This window comes from Pseudomonas macauensis (genome assembly GCF_047902425.1).
Taxonomy (GTDB): Bacteria; Pseudomonadota; Gammaproteobacteria; order Pseudomonadales; family Pseudomonadaceae; genus Pseudomonas.
The window spans coordinates 6,017,566-6,036,518 of the sequence record NZ_CP138377.1 but is presented as its reverse complement, the minus strand read 5'-3'; the positions used below and the strand labels follow the sequence as shown (position 1 = coordinate 6,036,518).

Here is an 18,953-nt window from a genome sequence, read left to right as displayed (position 1 = left end):
AATCCCCGGGCACACCAGCGCGCCGGGCACCGGGTCGGCGGCCGAACCATCCACCAGCAAGGAGTATGCATGCGAGGTATTCGAGAGATCGCCCGGCGGGGTGGCCTGATCGCAATGATGCTGGCGCTGGGCGCCTGCAGTAGCCTGTTCGGCCTGCGCGATCCGCTGCGGGTCGACCTGGTCGGACTGGAACCCGTTGCCGGGCAGGGCATGGAGGCGCGTTTCATGGTGAAGCTGCGGGTGCAGAACCCCAACGACGACGCCATCGACTACAACGGCATCGCCCTGGACCTGGCGGTGAACGGCCAGCCGCTGGCCAGCGGGGTGAGCGACGCCAGCGGCCAGGTGCCGCGCTTTGGCGAAAAGGTGATCAGCGTGCCGGTGAGCTTTTCGGCGTTTTCCGCCATCCGTCAGGCCTGGGGCCTGTCCGGCGGGCCGCCGCGCGAGGGTATGCCCTACGAGATCAACGGCAAGCTGGCCGGTGGGCTGTTCGGTACGGTGCGCTTCAACGACAAGGGCGTGCTGAATTGGCCGGTGCCCAAGGTACAACGCTGAGGCGGCTGTGGATAACCCTGCCTAGAGGCTGTTCCAGCGTTGCGCCAGGCCAAGCAGGTGGACCAGGCCGAAACCCAGGCAGACCAGCGAGCTCCAGATCAGGAACGGGGTGGAACGGGAGCGGGCGACCGTCAGCAGGGGCAGGATCGCCAGGCCCCGCAGCAGGTAGATGCCGGTGATCAGGCAGAGCCCGCTACGCAGCAGGGGCAGCGGGGCGATGAGTCCGGCGCCGGACAACGCGTAGAGAGACCAGAGCGCGAGTATCGAAGCGATGCCGATGGTAATCAGGGTGGGGCGCAGATGGCCGGCTTCCGCCGCCCGCGCCATTCTTTCACCGGCGCCGAAGAAGCGGTACCACGGGGCGCCGCCGAAGATGATCGCCACATGCAGAAGCGCCGCCAGGGCGCTCAGGGCTGCGCCAACCAGCAATGCCTTGTTGATAACTTCTTCCATGAACTCGCTCTCCCGGTGCGGCGTGCTTGCCGCACCGGGAGCATAGCCGGCATCGATTATCTCCCGTCGCGACCGGTTGTCGCGGCGGGATCACTGGCCGGGAATATCCTTGCGCAGCTTCACCGGCTCCAGGTCCTTCTTCCCGCGCGCGGTGCGCATGCGGATGTTCAGGGCTTCCACCGCCAGCGAGAAGGCCATGGCGAAGTAGACGTAACCCTTCGGCACGTGGACTTCGAAGGCCTCGGCGATCAGCACGGTGCCGACCACGATGAGGAAGGACAGCGCCAGCATCTTCAGCGACGGGTGCTTGTCGATGAAGTCGCTGATGGCGCCGGCCGCCAGCATCATCACCAGCACGGCCACGACGATCGCGGCGATCATCACCGGCACGTTGGACACCATGCCCACCGCGGTGATCACCGAGTCCAGCGAGAACACGATGTCGATGATGGCGATCTGGATGATGGTGCCGATGAAGCCGCCCATCATGCTCTTGGGCTCGCCTTCGGTTTCGTCCTCGCCTTCCAGGCCGTGGTAGATCTCGGAGCTGCTTTTCCACAGGAGGAACAGGCCGCCGAAGAACAGGATCAGGTCGCGCCCGGAAATGCCCTGGCCGAACACCTGGAACAGGTCGGCGGTCAGGCGCATCACCCAGGTGATCGACAACAGCAGCAGGATGCGCGTGACCATCGCCAGCGCCAGCCCGAAGAAGCGCGTGCGTGGCTGCATGTGCTTGGGCATGCGGCCGACCAGGATGGAAATCATGATGATGTTGTCGATGCCCAGGACGATCTCCAGGGCAGTCAGGGTGAAGAACGCAATCCAGATTTCAGGGCTGGTCAGCCATTCCATTTACGGTCACTCGAAGTCAGTCATTGAACTGTTCATTGATTGAACAGAGGGAACAAGCCCAGCAGCAGGGCGGCGGCAAGGATCGCCAGGCACACCAGCACGGCCCATTTCAGGGTGAAGCGCTGATGGTCGCCGAAGTCCACCTTGGCCAGGCCCACCAGCAGGTACGTCGACGGCACCAGTGGGCTGAGCAGGTGTACGGGCTGGCCGACGATGGAGGCGCGGGCCATTTCCACCGGGGTGATGCCGTACTGCGCGGCGGCCTGGGAGAGTACCGGGAGCACGCCGTAGTAGAAAGCGTCATTCGACATGAAGAAGGTGAACGGCATGCTCACCAGCGCCGTGATGGTCGCCAGATACGGCCCAAGTGACGGAGGGATCACCGCCAGCAGGCTCTTCGACATGGCTTCGACCATGCCTGTTCCGGAAAGGATCCCGGTGAAGACCCCGGCGGCGAAGATCAGCGAAACCACCGCCAGGACGTTCTCGGCGTGGGCGCCGATACGCTTCTTCTGCTCAAGGATGCAGGGATAGTTCACGATCATCGCGATACCGAAGGCGATCATGAACAGCACCGGCATCGGCAGCAGTCCGGCGATCAGGGTGCCCATCAGCACCACCGTGAGTGCGCCGTTGAACCACAGCAGCTTCGGCCGGCGCGCTTCGGGGTACTGCGAGACGCTGACCTCGGCCAGTGCTTCAGGGTCGGTCGGCAGGTGCAGCTCGCCCAGGCGCTCGCGCTCGCGTTTGCCGTAGACCCAGGCGAGGCCGAAGATCGCCGCGATGCCGGCGAGCATGGCCGGGATCATCGGCACGAAGATGTCCGCCGGGTCCACGTGCAGCGCACTGGCCGCGCGGGCGGTGGGACCGCCCCAGGGCGTCATGTTCAGCACGCCGCTGGAGAGCATGATCAGGCAGGCCATCAGCAGCGGGCTCATACCCAGGCGGCTGTACAGGGGCAGCACGGCGGCCACGCAGATCATGTAAGTGGTTGAGCCGTCACCATCGAGCGAGACGATCATCGCCAGCGCGGCGGTGCCCATCGAGACCTTCAGCGGGTCGCCTTTCACCAGCTTGAGGATCTTGCGCACCGCCGGGTCGAACAGGCCCGAGTCGATCATGATGGCGAAGTAGAGGATGGCGAACATCAGCATCACCCCCGTCGGCGCCAGGGTGCGGATGCCGTCCAGCATCATCGGGCCGAGCCCCGCGGCGAAGCCGCCGAGCACAGCGAAGGAGATCGGGACCAGGATCAGCGCGATCAGCGCCGACAGCCGCTTGGTCATGATCAGGAACATGAAGGTCGCCACCATGGCGAAGGCGAGGAAAGTCAGCATGGGGATAACTCCGTGTCGGCGCGGGATCAGCGGTGGCTGTGGGGGAACGGGCGCGGCGTGGACGGAGCGGGGGAGGACAGGGCATGGAACATGGCGATCACCGATTGTTGTTTTTGTGCGGCCGGGAGGGCCGAGGGCGGCGATGCTAGGAGGTCAAGCTTTCAGCAGGCTTTCGCGGGAGGGCGCCGTTGATCGGAGCGGTTCTTGTTGGAGCGAGCTTGCTCGCGAACCGAAGCCAGACCCTGTGGGTAAGTCGCAGGTTGAACGGCGGAGTTCATTGTAGGAGCGGACCTTGTCCGCGAAGCCTTGGCCTTGCACCGGCCTGCCGGCCGGATCGCGGATAAGATCCGCTCCTACGGAAGCGGTGTGCCATGTGGATAAGTTTCCGGCCTTTGCAGGAGCGGGTCAGCCGAGCGCCTGAATCGCCCCCATCACCACCAGCAGGCTGGCGCCGGCCAGCAGCGTCTGCAGGGTAATGATCCCGGCCATCAGATGGCTCTCGCCGCCCAGCTGGCGAGTGAGCACATAAGCCGTCGGCGCGGTGGGCAGGGCGAAGAACAGCACCAGCAGCGCGCTTTCCAGCGCCGGCAGGGCCAGCAGGCGGGCGATGGCGAAGGCCAGCAATGGCATTGCCAGCAGGCGGATCGCGCAGTTCCAGCCCAGCGCCGCGACTTCCGCGCGCAGCTCCTGCGGCTGCAACGCCGCGCCCACGCACAACAGGCCCAGCGGCAGGCTCGCCACCGCCAGCAGGTTGAGCAGCCGGTCGCTACCGCCCGGCAGGCCGATGCCGCTCAGGTTGAGCAGCGCGCCGACCAGGCAGGCGAGGATCAGCGGGTTCTTCACGATCGGCAGCAACAGCCCTCGCAGGCTGATGCCGCGCTCGGCGGTCAGCGCCCACACCGACATCACGTTCACCGTCGGCACCATCAGCGCCAGCATCAGCGCGGCCAGGGTCAGCCCCGGTTTGCCATACAGGCTGCCGACGGCAGCCAGCCCCAGGTAGGTGTTGAAACGCAGCACGCCCTGGGCAATGGCGCCGAAGCGCGCCGCGCTCCAGCCGCGCAGGCGCTTGACGATCAGCAGGGCGAACCAGGCGATGCCCAGGCCGAGGATCACCGCCAGCGCCTGACGGGCCAGGCCGGGATCGTTCAGCGGCGCGTTGGCCAGGCTGCTGGCCAGCAGAGCGGGGAACAGGAGGAAGTAGTTGAGCCGCTCGGCGGCGGGCCAGAACGCTTCGCCGGGGAATCCCTTGCGACGCAGCACGTAGCCGCCGACGATCAGCGCGAACAACGGCCAGAGGGCCTGGAACAGAGCGGTCACGGTGACCCCGCAAGATGGCTGGAAGCAGGCATCTTGCCGAGCTGGCGAGGGGGAGGGCAAGGCATGTGGATAAGTTTCTCAGCCTTGCCCGCCCGGTTTTCCACAGTCTTTCAGGGTGTGGAAAACCTTGTCCACAGCGTCAGCGGCGGAACCCGCCAAAGTGCCCGCCACCGAAATGGGCGCCGCCGAATCCGCCTCCGCCCCACTGGCGCTGGGTCTGGCCGAAGCGCTGCTGGCCCAGCTGGCGCGACTGCCATTGCTGGTCGAGCTGGTTGCGTACGGTGCTCTGGCTGGGTTGCACGGGCTGCCAGCCATTGTCGGTGTGTTGCTGCCAGCCGCCGTCCTGGGTGTGCTGATAGACGTTGCCATCGTGGCCGGCGTAGACGTCGCCGTTCTTCCAGGCCACGGCGTTGCCGGTCCGGCGGTTGTAGCTGATGCCCTGGTTCTGGCGGTCGTAGCTGCCGCGGCCGTCGTCCACATCCCCGGAGATGCCGCGTTCGGCGATGGTGGTCCGGCCGGTCTGGGCGTTGTGCTTGATCCCTTGCTGGCCCGCCTCGAAATCGCCCGAATCACGGTCGTAGGCGACGCCGCTGCGGCCCGCGCCGGAGATGCCGGTGGAGGCATTAGCGTAGGCGCCCCGGCGTCCGGCGGCGCCCTGGTCGGTATAGGGGTTGAAGGCCGAGCCCTGGCTGCCGGCGAAGCGGGTGCCGGTACGCGGGTTGTAGCCGACCGCCGAGCTGCCTTGCCATTGGGTGCCGGTCCAGCCGTTGTAGCCGTAGGCATGGGTGACGGAGCCCTGGCCCCAGCGGCCATAGAAGTTCGCCTGGTTGATGTTGGTGTAGCTCCAGCCGCCCGCCGGGTAGGGCCCCCAGTACGGGCCCCAGTAGGGCTCGGGCGCGCCCCACCAGGCGCCGGCGGCGAAGCCGAAGGCGAACCCGGTCAGCGCGCCCACGGCGAAGCCTGCGCCGTAGCCGTAGGTCGGCGGGTAGCCGTAGTACACGGTGCTGCTGACGTACGCCGGGTAGGTGTAGCCGGTGCCGTAGACCACCGTGCCGTCGCTGTTCACCACCACGCCCAGGTAGCCGGGTGTGTAGCCCACCACCACGGTCTGCGGGGTGACCGAATAGATGTGCACGTAGGTCACGTAGTACACCGGCGAGCTGGGCGGAATGCCATAGATCACCGCCGGCACTTCGGTCGCCACCTGCCAGGCGCCGGTGGCGCTGGGGGCGACGAACCAGATGCCGTTGTTCACCGCGTAGAACTGGTTGGGCGCCACCTCGATCACCGGTGTCGGGGTGTTCACCGCATAGCTCAGGCTGGTGCCGGCGATCGGCTGGAAGTTCGGCGCGCCATCGTAGTTCACCGTCAGCGTCGTCTTGCTGCGCGAGACGGTGGCGGTTTGCGGGATGCTCGCGGCGATGGCCGCTTCCTTGGCCTGCGGCGTGCCGGGTACCGAGACCAGCACGTTGGCCTTCGGGTCCTTGGGCGAGATCTTCGCGAAGTCAGCGGGCAGGTCCTTGCCCTGGACGTACTGCCACGGGCCCTTTTCTCCGGGGCCGCTGAACCAGCGACCGGAGACCAGCACATACCAGGTGTTGTGGGTGGGATCGACGAACACCGCGTGGTCGGCGTTCTGCAGAGTCAGCAGACTGACGCCATCCACCGGCGCCATCTGCGCGGTGCCGTCGCTGACGATCAGCTCGGTGGGCCGGGTGACGACCAGCACCGCCGGCGCCTTCGCCGGTTGCTTGCCGTTCTTGGGCAGCAGCGCGTCCACCGGGCCGTTCTTGCTGGCGATCTGCTCGGCGCCGAGCAGCGCCTTGGGCGGTTGGCTCAGCACCAGCCAATTGCCATCCAGCGACTGGGAGGTGTACCAGCTGCCCGCCGCGTGCAGATAGTTGTTGCCCTGGGCGTCGCGCAGGATCAGCACGCGGCTGTTGATCACGCGCTCGAAGTCGCTGCCCGGCAGCGACTGCCAGTTCGGCTGGCCGTCGATCATCACCAGCACGGTCGGGGTGTCAGCGAAGACGATCTGCGGCGCGTCGTTCTTCACCTCGACGTGACGCAGCTTGTCCAACTGCTGGTTCACCGCGTAGCTGGCCTGCAGTTCGTCGAGGGAGACGGTCAGGCCGTCCTTGGGCAGGTGCGCCACCAGGGCGTCGCGGACCTTGCCGGCGCTGTCCGGCTCGGTGGGGACTTCCACCTTGTCGATGCGGATATCGCTGAGCTGCACCAGGCCGCTGGCCTTGTCGATGGCGGCGGCGGCGGAGAACAGCGCCACGCCATAGGTGGGCGCGGCATTGGCGGTGCCCAGGGCGATCGCCGCGCGGCCGCTCATGCGGGTGCCGTCCCAGGCTTCCACCTGGGGCTGGAAGATCTGCACGTGCTGCTCGCCCAGGGCGAAGTCGCGCGGCCACTTCAGCTCGGTGGCGGCGCTCGACTGCGCGGCGGGTGACGGGGCGTCGGCCGCCAGTGCGACGGGAAGGCCGTGCGCCAGGCCAATGGCCAGGGCGAGCGACGACAGGAGCGGGCGTAGAAGCATGGTGGAAACCTTCCTTGAGAAACCTGCGCTCAACGATAGTGCAGCGCCGGCGATCTGCGCGGACCTGCGTTTCATGTTGCGCCATGCTCGCTCAAATTCACGGGCGGGCGAACAGCTTGCCGCCGGAATAGACGCTGTACGAGTCCCCTGTCGTTCCCGTTCCGGCCGTTACAGCCCCAGGTCGCTGAGCGACGGGTGATCGTCCGGCCGACGCCCCTGCGGCCAGCGGAACAGGCGCTCGTCCTCGCGAATCGGCAGGTCGTTGATGCTGGCGTGGCGCTCGAACATCAGGCCGTTCTCGTCGAATGCCCAGTTCTCGTTGCCGTAGGAACGGAACCAGTTGCCCGAGTCGTCATGCCATTCGTAGGCGAAGCGCACGGCGATGCGGTTGTCGGTGAAGGCCCAGAGTTCCTTGATCAACCGGTATTCCTGCTCGCGCACCCACTTGGCGGTGAGGAAGGTGACGATCTGCTCGCGGCCCTGGACGAAGGTCGCGCGGTTGCGCCAGCGGCTGTCCACGCTGTAGGCCAGCGAGACGCGCTGGGGATCGCGGCTGTTCCAGCCGTCTTCGGCGAGGCGGACTTTCTGGATCGCGGTTTCACGGGTGAAGGGCGGGAGAGGGGGACGGGCTTCGCTCATGGTGGTCTCCAAGGCAGTGAGGGGGAACCTGGTGTCCATACTCCGCTCGGCCCCGGATGGGGTAAATGACGGTGATCCCACAGATATTGCCAATCGCTTCTGCAAGGTACTCATGCCTGCGGAATAACGGCCTTGGCGACGACCTTGCGCAATCCCACCCGGTCCTGGCTCGGGCACACCCCGAACTTCGCCCGGTAGCTGCGCGACAGGTAGGAGGGCGACTCGAACCCGCAGGCCACGCCGACCTCCAGCACGCTCATGTCGGTCTGGCGCAATAGCTGGCGCGCCTTGTCCAGGCGCAGGCCGAGGTAGAAGTTCGAGGGCGTGTCGTTCAGGTGCAGGCGGAACAGCCGCTCCAGCTGGCGCCGGGTGACCCGAATGTGCTCGGCCAGCTCCAGCGTGGAAAGCGGCGGCTCGGTGTGCCGCTCCATCTCGCCGATCACCTGCACCAGCTTGCGGTTGCTCACCCCATAGCGGCTGGCCACCTGCAGGCGCTGGTGATCCTGGCGGGTGCGGATACGGCTGACCACGAACTGTTCGGAAACCTGCACCGCCAGCTCCGCGCCGTGGTCCTGGGCGATCAGGTCGAGCATCAGGTCGATGGACGCCGTGCCGCCGGCGGAGGTGATGCGCGGGCCATCGATCTCGAACAGCTCCTGGGTCGCCTGCACCTGTGGATAAGTTTCCTGGAAGGCCTCCAGTGCTTCCCAGTGCACCGTGCAGCGGTGGCGCGTCAGCAGCCCCGCCTCGGCCAGCACGAAGCTGCCGGTGTCGATACCGCCCAGGGTCACGCCGTCGCGGTCGAGCCGTTTCAGCCAGTGCAGCAGCGCCGGGGTACAGGCGCGCAGCGGCTCGAAGCCTGCCACCACCAGCAACGTGTCGCCTTTCTTGAGGGCTTCCAGGCCGCTGTCGGCATTCATCGACATGCCGTTGCTGGCCAGCACCGGCCCGCCGTCCAGGCTCATCAGGTGCCAGCGGTAGAGCTCGCCGCGGAAGCGGTTGGCCACGCGCAGTGGCTCCACGGCGGAGACGAAACCCATCACGGAAAAGCCGGGCAACAGCAGGAACCAGAAGTCTTGGGACATGGTGGGTACCGTGCGATTCAAGGCGGCGGCCGGGAGGCATTCGACTGGCATAGTGCAATTCGCCGGCGCTGGCAATCGGGGTGGTCGCTGCTGTGCAAGAGCTGGTCGCCCCAGTGCGATTCGCGGGGTCTTCGGCTGCGTAACGTGAACACCAGTCCCGCCGTGAGGGACCGCATGACAAACAACAACGATAACCAACGCCGCAAAGGCCTTGTGGGAGATGTCATGAAGTCAACGATCAAAGCGGTCGGCTGCGCCGCGCTGTTAGTCGCCGCCAACACCACCTGGGCCGCCGAGCCCGCGCAATGCCAGAACGTGCGCATGGGGTCGGTGAACTGGACCGACGTGGTGGCCAGCAGTGCAATCGCCGAAGCCGTGCTCGACGGCCTGGGCTACAAGGTCAAGCAGACCAGCGCCTCGCAGCAGATCATCCTCGCCGGCATGGCCGACAAGCAGCTCGACCTCTTCCTCGGCTACTGGCAGCCGACCATGCAACCGGTAGCCAAGCCTTACCTCGACAAGCAGCAGATCGAAGTCATCACCCCGGCGACCCTGGCCGATGCGCAGTCCACCTACGCCGTGCCGACCTACGTCTACGACGGCGGCCTGAAGACCTTCGCCGACATCGCCAAGTTCAGGGACAAGCTCGACAACAAGATCTACCTGATCGAGCCGGGCAGCGGGTCCAACCGCATCACCGCGAAGATGATCGCCGACGACAAGTTTGGCCTGAAGGGCTTCCAGATCGTCGAGTCCAGCGAGGCCGGCATGCTCACCGCGGTCAAGCGTGCCATTAAGCGCCAGCAGTGGGTGGTGTTCTTCGGCTGGAAACCGCACCCGATGAACCTGCAGATCGACATGAAATACCTCACCGGCAGCGACGACGCTTTCGGTCCCAACGAAGGCGCCGCCACCGTCTCCATCATGACCGCCGGCGGCTACCAGCAGCAGTGCACCAACGTCGCCAAGCTGCTGCACAACCTGAACTTCACCAGCGAACAGGTCAGTCAGGTGATGGAGCCGATCCTCGACCGCACCCAGCCGGTGGATGCCGCCAAGGCCTGGCTCAAGGCGCACCCCGAGTCGCTGCAGAAGTGGCTCGCCGGCGTCACCACCTTCGATGGCAAGGATGGCCTCGGCGCCGTCCAGGTCTCGCTCAAGTAACTCCCCCTACAGGACTCCCTGCGCACCGCCGCGCAGGGGGTCCGCTCGCCCACAAGAAGGAGTTCCACCGTGAACTACGAAGTCATCGTTACCTGCGCGGTGACCGGCGCCGGCGACACCGTCGGCAAGCACCCGGCCATCCCCGTCACCCCCAAGGAAATCGCCGCCGCCGCCATCGAGGCTGCCAAGGCCGGCGCCACCGTCGCCCACTGCCACGTGCGTGACCCGCAGACCGGCAAGCCCAGCCGTGATGTGAACCTCTATCGCGAAGTGGTGGAGCGCATCCGCGAGAGCGACACCGACGTCATCATCAACCTCACCGCCGGCATGGGCGGGGACCTGGAGATCGGCAAGGGCGAGCGGCCGCTGGAGTTCGGCGCCGGCACCGACCTGGTTGGTCCGATCGAACGCCTGGCCCATGTCGAGGAACTGCTGCCGGAAATCTGCACCCTGGACTGCGGCACCCTGAACTTCGGCGACGGCGACTTCATCTACGTCTCCACCCCGGCCCAGCTGCGCGCCGGCGCCAAGCGCATCACCGAGCTGGGCGTGAAGGCCGAGCTGGAAATCTTCGACACCGGCCACCTCTGGTTCGCCAAGCAGATGCTCAAGGAAGGCCTGCTGGAAGACCCATTGATCCAGATCTGCCTCGGCATCCCGTGGGGCGCGCCGGCCGACACCACCACCATGAAGGCCATGGCCGACAACATCCCGGACGGCCTGACCTGGGCCGGCTTCGGCATCGGCCGCTCGCAGATGCCCATGGTCGCCCAGGCCATGCTGCTGGGCGGCAACGTGCGCGTCGGCCTGGAGGACAACATCTGGCTCGACCGCGGCGTGCATGCCAGCAACGGCCAACTGGTCGAACGCGCCATCGAGATCATCGAACGCCTCGGCGGCCGCGCCCTGACCCCGGCCGAGGGGCGCAAGAAGATGAACCTCAAGCCGCGCTGATCCCGAACCTCAACACCGTAGGGCGAATAACCCGGAACGGGTTATCCGCCGCCATACCAGCACGGCGGATAACGCTGCGCGTTATGCGCCCTACGAAGAGCCTGACGACTTTCCGGAGCCCTCCATGTCCTTCATCACTGACATCAAAACCTTCGCCGCCCTCGGCAGCGGCGTCATCGGCAGCGGCTGGGTCGCCCGTGCCCTGGCCCACGGCCTCGACGTCATCGCCTGGGACCCGGCCCCCGGCGCCGAAGCCGCCCTGCGCGCACGCATCGCCAATGCCTGGCCGGCGCTGGAAAAGGCGGGCCTGGCCCCCGGTGCCTCGCAGGATCGCCTGCGCTTCGTTCCTACCATCGAAGAGTGCGTGCGCGACGCCGACTTCATCCAGGAAAGCGCCCCCGAACGCCTCGACCTCAAGTGTGAGCTGCACGCGAAGATCAGCGCCGCGGCCCGCCCCAATGCGCTGATCGGCTCCAGCACCTCCGGCCTGCTGCCCAGCGAGTTCTACGCCGACGCCACGCACCCCGAGCGTTGCGTGGTTGGCCACCCGTTCAACCCGGTCTACCTGCTGCCGCTGGTGGAAGTGGTGGGCGGCGAGAAGACCGCGCCCGAAGCGGTGCAGGCCGCCATCAAGGTCTACGAATCCCTCGGCATGCGCCCGCTGCACGTACGCAAGGAAGTCCCCGGCTTCATCGCCGACCGCCTGCTCGAAGCGCTCTGGCGCGAGGCGCTGCACCTGGTCAATGACGGCGTCGCCAGCACCGGCGAGATCGATGATGCGATCCGCTTCGGCGCCGGCCTGCGCTGGTCCTTCATGGGCACCTTCCTCACCTACACCCTGGCCGGCGGCAACGCCGGGATGCGCCACTTCATGGCCCAGTTCGGCCCGGCACTGCAATTGCCCTGGACCTACCTGCCAGCCCCCGAGCTGACCGACACCCTGATCGACCGCGTGGTGGAAGGCACCTCCGAACAGCAGGGCTCGCGCAGCATCGCCGAGCTGGAACGCTACCGTGACGACTGCCTGCTGGCGGTGCTGGGCGCCATCAAGGACACCAAGGCCAAACACGGCTTCGCCTTCGCCGACTAACCTCCCGGTTCATCACCCGCTCCGAACCGCCCCCCTCTCCCTCTGGGAGAGGGCTGGGGTGAGGGCCTCACGGAAGTCATGCCATGCACGCCCTGAAAACCTACGAAACGCCCATCCTCGCCGAGTGGACCGACTACAACGGCCACCTGCGCGACGCCTTCTACCTGCTGCTGTTCAGCTACGCCACCGATGCCCTGATGGATCACCTGGGCCTGGACGCGGACAACCGCGCGGCGACCCACAACTCGCTGTTCACCCTCGAAGTCCACCTCAACTACCTGCACGAAGTGAAGGAAGGTGAAAAGGTGGAAGTGCGCACCCAGTTGATCGCCCATGACCGCAAGCGCCTGCATATCTTCCACAGCCTGCACCGCGCCGGCGAAGACCTCGCCCTGGCCGCCAGCGAACAGATGCTGCTGCACGTGAACCTCGACGGCGGCGCGCGCTCGGCGCCCTTCGACGGCGTGGTGCTCGAACGGGTGCTGGCGCTGGCCGAGGCGCATCGCCCGCTGCCACGCCCGGACTATGTCGGGCGCACCATCGGCCTGCCGGGCTGATTGCCAATGGCGCGGCGCTATCCGCTGTCCGATGCCCTGCAGGCTTTCGTCGCGAGGACCCAGTCCTACGCCGAAAGCGATCCCTCCATCACTGCCCAGCGCGCGGCCTACGAGCGCATGGCGGCTGCCTTCACGCCGCCGCGTCCGCCGGGCTTGCGTATCAGCGAGCTGTGCCTGGACCGCCTGCCCACCGTACGCCTGTATCGCCCGACCGATCTTCCACCGGCTACCGGCTGGCCCACCGTGCTCTACCTGCACGGCGGCGGCTGGATGCTGGGTGGCCTGGGCTCCCATGAGTTCATCACCGCCGAGTTGGCGCTCGAACTGGGCGCGCTGGTGGTCGCGGTGGACTATCGGCTGGCGCCGGAGCACCCCTACCCCGCCGCGCTGGATGACTGCCTCGCCGTCTGGCGGCGCCTGCGCAACGGCAGCCTGGGTGAGCCGGTCGATACGTCGCGGTTGCTGGTGATGGGCGATAGCGCCGGTGGGAATCTTGCCGCCGCCCTGTGCCTGGCCCTGCGTGAGGCAGGCGAGCCGCTACCCTGTGGACAAGTGCTGGTCTACCCCGCGCTGGGCGATGCCCAGACACCCTCGCGGAACGCCTGTGCCGATGCGCCACTGCTGTCGCGGACGGACCTCGACGCCTGCCTGGCGGCCTACCTGCCCCACGCCGGCGACCGGCGCGATCCGCTGGCGCTGCCATTGCGGGCCCGCGACTTCCGAGACCTGCCGCCGGCATTCGTAGCCGTCGCCGAGTTCGACCCGCTGCGCGACGACGGCGAGCGATACTGCGAGGCGTTGCGCGAGGCCAATGTCGACGTCGAGTTCTTTCCCGGCGTCGGCCTGGTGCATGGCGCCTTGCGCGCTCGCGGCGTGGAGGAGGTGGAAGCCCTGTACCGGACGCTCTACCAGGCGCTGCGGGGCTTCCTCAGGAGTTAGGGCGTCGGCTGGCCGAGGATGAATTCGGCGAGCGTTTTCACTTGCACGTCGTCCAGCGCGGGGAAGGGTGGCATCGGAATCTGCCCCCAGCGTCCGAAGCCGCCCTGGCGAATGTGCTCGGTCACGCTCCGTAGCGCCTGCGGATCGCCCCGGTAGCGCTCGGCCACCGCCTGGTAGGCCGGCCCGACCACCGTGCGGTCGAGGGCGTGGCAGCCCAGGCAGCCGTTGGCGTCGAGCAGGCTGCGGGCATCCTGCTTCGCCGGGCTGGCTGGCGCCGATGCCGGTGCTGTGGCGACGGCCTGGGCGCGGGGCTTGCCGGAATAGGCATCGGCCAGGTAAGCGGCGATCGCATCGGCCTGGCGATCGTCGACCGGTGCACCGTAGGCGTGCTGCATCTTCGCGACTTCTCCGCGCCATTGGCTTTCGTTCATGCCGGGAGGCTGCAACTGGATGTAGTCCGCCGAATGGCAAATGGTGCATTTCTGGTTGGCGATGGTGTAGCCGGGCAGTTCCGATGGCGTCAGACGCGCGGTTTCCTTGGGCAACTCGATGCTCATGGGCTCGGCCCGGACAGCGGCCGCCAGCAGGCCGGAGCAGGCGAGTGCGAGCAGGAATCTGATTGCAGGCATGGCGGGCGTTCCTGTTCTAGATGATGTGCAGCGGCAGTGCTTCGATCGAGTGACGGGCATAGCCTCCGGGGTTCCAGGTCGGCTCCGCAGGTTGCGTCTCGCCCCGTGCGTTATGGGCCCGCACCAGCAAATGAATGACCCCGCGCTGACGCGGCCGCCAATCGGTGCGCCATTCGCGGAACGAGTAGTTGCCCAGGGCCTCGCCGAGTTGCGTGGGTTGCCAGTTGCGCCCGCCGTCATCGGAGATCTCCACGCTGCGGATGCCGCTACCACCGTCGAAGGCGATCCCGCGCAGGGCCTGGTTCTGTCCCTGCTGCAGGGTCTGCCCCTCGCGCAGGCTGGTCACGAAGGAGCGCACCGGAAGGCGCCCGATGGGGCGGCTGGCGCCCAGCGCGCTGCCGGCGGGCAGGCACTGGCAATCGTTGTCGGGGACGCGGTAGGCCTTCTGCATGAAGAAGCCGTCGAACTCATGGTCGATGACCTCGATCTCGCTCAGGTGCTTGATCCAGTAGGTGCCGAAGTAGCCCGGCAACACCAGGCGCAACGGGTAGCCATTGAGGAAGGGCAGGTCCTCGCCGTTCATGCTCCAGGCGATCAGCGGCTCGGCACTGAGGGCGTGCTCGACATCGATGGCCTTGGTCATGCTCGGCGTGGCCGGCAACACCGGTTGGTCGAGGCCCCGGAAGGTGACCTGGCGGGCGCTATCCAGCACGCCGGCGTGGTTCAGCAAGGTGCGTAGCGGCAGGCCGACCCAGCGGGCATTGCCCATCGATCCATGGCCCAGCTGCGCGCCGAAGACACGTGGCTCGAAATAGCCCCGGCTATTGCCGGAACACTGGTTCACCGCGATCACCTCCACGGGCTCGCCCAGGGCCTTCAGCGCCGCCAGGTCGAGGTCCAGCGCCTGGCGCACCTGGCCATGCACGCGCAGGCGATAGGTGGCCGGGTCGATGCGGGTGGGCAGGTTGGCCAGGTGATAGCGCACGAAGAACGCATCGTTAGGCGTCAACAGGCTCTCGTTGAACACCTCGAAGGGCGTTTCCAAGTGCGGGGGGCGCGTGGTGATCAGCATCAGCGGGCGCTTCTGCGGGTAGCTGACCAGATCCCGGTCGCCATTGGCGAAGGGCTGGCGGGCGACGTTCGCGGCCAGTGCCTGAAGCGGCTGGGTGGCCAGACCCGCGCCTGCGAACAGGGCAGCCTGGAGGAAATGGCGACGATCGAGGCCGCCGCGCTGCTGGGAATCGCTCATGCGGTCGGCTCCTTCACGCCAGGATCAGTCGGATCGGCACGCACATGCCGTTGTAATGCGGCCAATGCGTACATCCCAGGAGAAGCGACGCGCTGGCCAGAGCGGTGCCCAGGAACAGGCCGGGCAAGAGTTTCCGGGCCAGTGGCCGGGTAGCGTTCATGACAGGGAGGGTGTGCATCCTTTGTTCCTCTGGTGAGGTCACGAGGTGCACGGTAAGAGCCGGGTATTAATTTGTTAAACGAATAGTTCCTGTATTAAATACCTGGAAAACAGGTAGATACTCCCATGGCCCTCAGCTTTCGCCAGCTCCAGATCTTCTGCGCGGTGGCCCGTACCGGCAGCACCACGGCGGCGGCGGAATCCATTTCGCTGTCGCAATCGGCCACCAGCGCGGCCCTTAACGAACTGGAATCCCAACTGTCCACGCGCCTGTTCGACCGTGTCGGCAAGCGCCTGCAATTGAGCGAGGTCGGGCGCCGTTTCCTGCCCCAGGCGCAACGCCTGCTGGACGGCATGGCGCAACTGGAACAGCAATTCATGGCCTCGGACTCGCCCCAGGCGAGCCTGACGGTGACGGCCAGCAGCACCATTGGCAACTACGTGCTGCCGCGCCTGCTGGCGTCCTTCGAGCAGGTGCAGCCGGGCGTCAGGGTGAACGCGAACATCGGCAATACCGGCTCAGCGGTGGGCGAGGTAGCGGCCTTCGCCGCGGACATCGGCCTGATCGAAGGCCCCTGCCACGAACCGGGGCTGCTGGTGGAGCCCTGGCTCGAAGACAGCCTGATCGTGGTGGCGGCGCCGGACCATCCGCTGGCCGCGCTGCCGCAGGTCTCCCGCGAGGCGCTGCGGCGCGCCCGCTGGTTGTTGCGCGAACCGGGCTCGGGTACACGCGAGCAGGTCGGTCATGCGCTGTTGCGCCATCTGCATTATCTGGAAGATAGCCGGGACCTGGGCAGCTCCGAGGCGATCAAGCACAGCGTCGCCGCCGGGCTGGGAATCAGTTGCCTGTCGCGCTGGGTAGTCGAGGAGCAACTGGCCTGCGGGGCGCTGGTGGAACTGCGCAGCAGCCTGCCACCCTTGCGGCGGCGCTTCTACATGCTGCGCCAGCGCGACAAGTTCCTCTCTCCGGGCCTGGAGTGTTTCTGGCAGCACTGCCGCGCGGGTGTCTAGCGAAAACGTGAGGGCAAAAAAAATCCCCTGGGACGCCCGACGCGTGACAGGGGACAAAGCGAGCCGGGATTGGGCTCTCAGTGTGTTCAAAGCCCGGGCCGGCAAGGCGCGCGAGTTCTGCATGGATTTCAGTCTGCCTGTCGGGTTGCCGGTTCGATTAGCCGAAAACGACCTGCGCGTGCCCGTTGAGGACATTCCATCGGCCGAGTGCTTGCCGCCCCTCGCCGGGCTTACCAGAATCGGGGAAAACCCAAGCCGCTCCAGGAGAACTGCCATGATGCACGCCGACCTGATCGACCAGGACGATTTCCGTGAACGCCTGCAGGCACTGGGCTTCGCCGTGCCGCCGGATGTCACCGCCGAGCAGGCCTGCGAATACGCCGTGCGCGCCCTGACCCCGGAACGCTCCATGGCCCTGCGCCGCCTGGTGGAGGAACTGCTGGTCGGCAACGCCACCCTGCTGCCCGCCGTGCGCGAGGCGATCTCCCGTCAGTTGTTGCCGGCGCTGGTGCCCAGGCCCTGATGTTTGGGCGCACGGGAGGCTGCTTCTGTGCGCCAACTCCTCAGAATGGGAAATGGCTTACATCCCGAAAGGATGATGGCCTGTGGATATCATGTTTCATTTATGATCCTATCGACCTTTTTGGGTGAGCTGGCCGGCTGGCCAGATGACAGGGATCGAAAGGATGCATGTTCTTCACCGTGGCTGGATGCCCCTTCTGGCGTTCTGCTTTGCCTCGGCCGCTTTCGCTGCGCCACTCCCCTCTCCGGGTGACAACGACCTTCAGCGCCAACGCCAGGAACAACTCCTGCGCGAACAGCGCCAGCGCCTGGAGGAACTCCAGCAGCTCCCCGGCAAGGCACCCTCCGAGGCGCCGATCCCCGCCGCACCGGATACGCGTTGCTTCACCATCCGCACCATCACCCTCGAAGGCGCCGAGCACCTCGACGAGCGCGCCCGCGAAGCCCTGCTCGCGCCCTACCGCAATCGTTGCCTGGGGGTTAACCAGCTCAACGAACTGCTCAAGGCCATCACCGATCTCTACCTGGGCCGCGGTTTCGTCACCACCCGCGCCTACCTGCCGCAACAGGATCTCTCCGGCGGCGAGCTGAAGATCATCGTGGTCGAGGGCCGTTTCGAAGGCTTCGACGAATCCGTGCTGGCCAGCCCCCGCGAGCTGGCAATGACCTTTCCCGGGCGCACCGGGGATGTGCTGAATCTGCGCGACCTGGAACAACTGGTGGACCAGATCAACCGCCTGCCCTCGCGCCAGGCACAGATGGAACTGGTGCCGGGCAAGGACGTGGGCGGCAGCCGTGTGCAGCTCAAGGGCGAGCGCAGCAAACCCTGGCGTGTATCGGCCAGCCGCGACAACAATGGCGATTCCACGTCAGGCGAACAGCAAGCCGGCGTCGGCCTGGATTGGGACAGCCCGCTGGGCCTGGCCGACCAGTTCGGCCTGCGTTATGGCGAGGACGTGGTCAGCGACCACTGGAAGCACTCCGACAACCAGAGCCTGTGGTACAGCGTTCCCTACGGCTGGTGGACCTTCAACTACAGCTACAGTCGCAACTACTACCGCACCCGCAACGAGGATGCCGGCTTCGCCTTCAAGTACGACGGCGACAACGAAACCCACCAACTGGGTGCCGAGCGGGTCATTCATCGCGACGACGTGAGCAAGACTGCGCTCAACTTCGGCCTCAGCCACCAGCGCACTCGCAACTACATCGATGACACCCTGCTGGACGTCTCCAGTACCCACCTCAGTGAATTCCGCCTGGGCCTCAACCATGGCCGGCGCATTGGCAGCGCCTTCGCCAACCTCGACGCAGGCTGGCAGCGCGGCATCGGTGCCTTCGGCGCGCAGGATGACGACCACGACGCACCGGCCGGCACGCCCAAGGCTCGCTACAACAAATACAGCCTCACCCTGAGCTACCTGCAGCCCTTCAAACTGTGGGACGAAGCCTTCAGCTTCGAAAGCCTCGCCACCGGCCAGCACAGCGAAGACGTGCTCTACAGCTCGCAGCGCATCAGCCTGGGCGGCCTCACCTCGATTCGCGGCTTCAAGGACCAGACCCTTTCCGGCGACTCCGGCTACTACTGGCGCAACCAGTTGCGCTGGCGCCGCGCCGTGACCTGGGAACCGCTGCTGCCCTGGCTGCAGGAGTACGGCGTGGCCTACGCCTACGACTTCGGTGCCATCGAACATGGCCGCTACAACCCGGAGCTCTCCGGGCGCATGAGTGGCCACGGCGTGGAATTCAGCGCGCGCGGCCAGTACGCCGCCGCCTCCGTGACCCTGGCGCGCTCGCTGGAGCGCCCCGACATCGTCGAGCGCCGTGAGCACCCGGTGTATTTCCGCGTCGACCTCTTCTTCTGAACCGATTCGCTCTTTAGCTAGTACCTGG

18 protein-coding genes are annotated in these 18,953 nt (G+C 66.5%); 9 read left to right on the top strand and 9 right to left on the bottom strand.

Going from position 1 to position 18,953, the window contains the following annotated elements; translation table 11 throughout:
* Nucleotides 1–69: 69 nt before the first annotated feature.
* On the top strand, nt 70–555 hold the full coding sequence (locus SD196_RS27485) for an LEA type 2 family protein (protein WP_416310916.1): 486 nt from the start codon (nt 70–72) through the stop codon (nt 553–555).
* Between the two features lie 21 nt (nt 556–576).
* Here SD196_RS27485 and SD196_RS27480 read toward each other — a convergent pair whose 3' ends face one another.
* The 7 genes from SD196_RS27480 to SD196_RS27450 form a co-directional block, all read right to left on the bottom strand.
* Nucleotides 577–1,008 carry a hypothetical protein gene (locus tag SD196_RS27480; protein WP_343575878.1) on the bottom strand — a complete coding sequence of 144 codons (432 nt, stop codon included), beginning with the start codon at nt 1,006–1,008 and terminating at the stop codon, nt 577–579.
* 90 nt (nt 1,009–1,098) lie between these two features.
* A complete protein-coding gene (locus tag SD196_RS27475; RefSeq protein ID WP_331315087.1) occupies nt 1,099–1,860 on the bottom strand; it encodes a TerC family protein in 762 nt (253 codons plus the stop codon).
* 32 nt (nt 1,861–1,892) lie between these two features.
* On the bottom strand, nt 1,893–3,197 hold the full coding sequence (locus tag SD196_RS27470; RefSeq protein WP_331315085.1) for a CitMHS family transporter: 1,305 nt from the start codon (nt 3,195–3,197) through the stop codon (nt 1,893–1,895).
* Nucleotides 3,198–3,602: 405 nt separating this feature from the next.
* Nucleotides 3,603–4,577 carry an AEC family transporter gene (locus tag SD196_RS27465; protein ID WP_343575871.1) on the bottom strand — a complete coding sequence of 325 codons (975 nt, stop codon included), beginning with the start codon at nt 4,575–4,577 and terminating at the stop codon, nt 3,603–3,605.
* A 79-nt stretch (nt 4,578–4,656) separates the two neighbouring features.
* Entirely contained in the window at nt 4,657–7,062 is a 2,406-nt protein-coding gene (locus SD196_RS27460; protein ID WP_416310915.1) for a carbohydrate-binding family V/XII, read from the bottom strand.
* 168 nt (nt 7,063–7,230) lie between these two features.
* On the bottom strand, nt 7,231–7,701 hold the full coding sequence (locus SD196_RS27455) for a nuclear transport factor 2 family protein (RefSeq protein ID WP_343575865.1): 471 nt from the start codon (nt 7,699–7,701) through the stop codon (nt 7,231–7,233).
* Nucleotides 7,702–7,811: 110 nt separating this feature from the next.
* Nucleotides 7,812–8,786 carry a GlxA family transcriptional regulator gene (locus SD196_RS27450; RefSeq protein WP_275609412.1) on the bottom strand — a complete coding sequence of 325 codons (975 nt, stop codon included), beginning with the start codon at nt 8,784–8,786 and terminating at the stop codon, nt 7,812–7,814.
* Between the two features lie 225 nt (nt 8,787–9,011).
* Here SD196_RS27450 and choX point away from each other — a divergent pair, with 225 nt between their 5' ends.
* The 5 genes from choX (at nt 9,012) to SD196_RS27425 (ending at nt 13,490) form a co-directional block, all read left to right on the top strand.
* Nucleotides 9,012–9,950 carry a choline ABC transporter substrate-binding protein gene (choX, locus tag SD196_RS27445; protein ID WP_275609411.1) on the top strand — a complete coding sequence of 313 codons (939 nt, stop codon included), beginning with the start codon at nt 9,012–9,014 and terminating at the stop codon, nt 9,948–9,950.
* Between the two features lie 69 nt (nt 9,951–10,019).
* Complete coding sequence (locus tag SD196_RS27440) at nt 10,020–10,904, top strand: 3-keto-5-aminohexanoate cleavage protein (RefSeq protein WP_416310914.1); 885 nt, start codon at nt 10,020–10,022, stop codon at nt 10,902–10,904.
* Nucleotides 10,905–11,028: 124 nt separating this feature from the next.
* Nucleotides 11,029–11,994, top strand: a complete 966-nt coding sequence (locus tag SD196_RS27435) for an L-carnitine dehydrogenase (protein ID WP_331315074.1) — start codon at nt 11,029–11,031, stop codon at nt 11,992–11,994.
* Between the two features lie 83 nt (nt 11,995–12,077).
* Entirely contained in the window at nt 12,078–12,551 is a 474-nt protein-coding gene (locus SD196_RS27430; RefSeq protein ID WP_416310913.1) for a thioesterase family protein, read from the top strand.
* Nucleotides 12,552–12,557: 6 nt separating this feature from the next.
* A complete protein-coding gene (locus tag SD196_RS27425; RefSeq protein ID WP_416310912.1) occupies nt 12,558–13,490 on the top strand; it encodes an alpha/beta hydrolase in 933 nt (310 codons plus the stop codon).
* On the opposite strand, the gene SD196_RS27420 is transcribed toward SD196_RS27425, so the two are convergent.
* Together SD196_RS27420 and SD196_RS27415 are read right to left on the bottom strand one after the other, a co-directional pair.
* Nucleotides 13,487–14,119 carry a c-type cytochrome gene (locus SD196_RS27420; RefSeq protein ID WP_416310911.1) on the bottom strand — a complete coding sequence of 211 codons (633 nt, stop codon included), beginning with the start codon at nt 14,117–14,119 and terminating at the stop codon, nt 13,487–13,489. The genes SD196_RS27425 and SD196_RS27420 overlap by 4 nt on opposite strands.
* 16 nt (nt 14,120–14,135) lie before the next feature.
* Nucleotides 14,136–15,368, bottom strand: coding sequence for a molybdopterin-dependent oxidoreductase (locus SD196_RS27415; protein WP_416310910.1), 1,233 nt, complete (start codon nt 15,366–15,368; stop codon nt 14,136–14,138).
* A gap of 285 nt (nt 15,369–15,653) precedes the next feature.
* On the opposite strand from SD196_RS27415, the gene SD196_RS27410 reads away from it, so the two are divergent.
* The 3 genes from SD196_RS27410 to SD196_RS27400 all read left to right on the top strand — a co-directional run bounded on the left by SD196_RS27410 (nt 15,654) and on the right by SD196_RS27400 (nt 18,925).
* Nucleotides 15,654–16,538 (top strand): LysR family transcriptional regulator, encoded by an 885-nt coding sequence (locus SD196_RS27410; protein WP_275609404.1) that lies wholly within the window; start codon nt 15,654–15,656, stop codon nt 16,536–16,538.
* Between the two features lie 274 nt (nt 16,539–16,812).
* Nucleotides 16,813–17,061 carry a hypothetical protein gene (locus SD196_RS27405; RefSeq protein WP_207884921.1) on the top strand — a complete coding sequence of 83 codons (249 nt, stop codon included), beginning with the start codon at nt 16,813–16,815 and terminating at the stop codon, nt 17,059–17,061.
* Nucleotides 17,062–17,224: 163 nt separating this feature from the next.
* Complete coding sequence (locus SD196_RS27400; RefSeq protein ID WP_416310909.1) at nt 17,225–18,925, top strand: ShlB/FhaC/HecB family hemolysin secretion/activation protein; 1,701 nt, start codon at nt 17,225–17,227, stop codon at nt 18,923–18,925.
* The last annotated feature ends 28 nt before the right edge of the window (nt 18,926–18,953 follow it).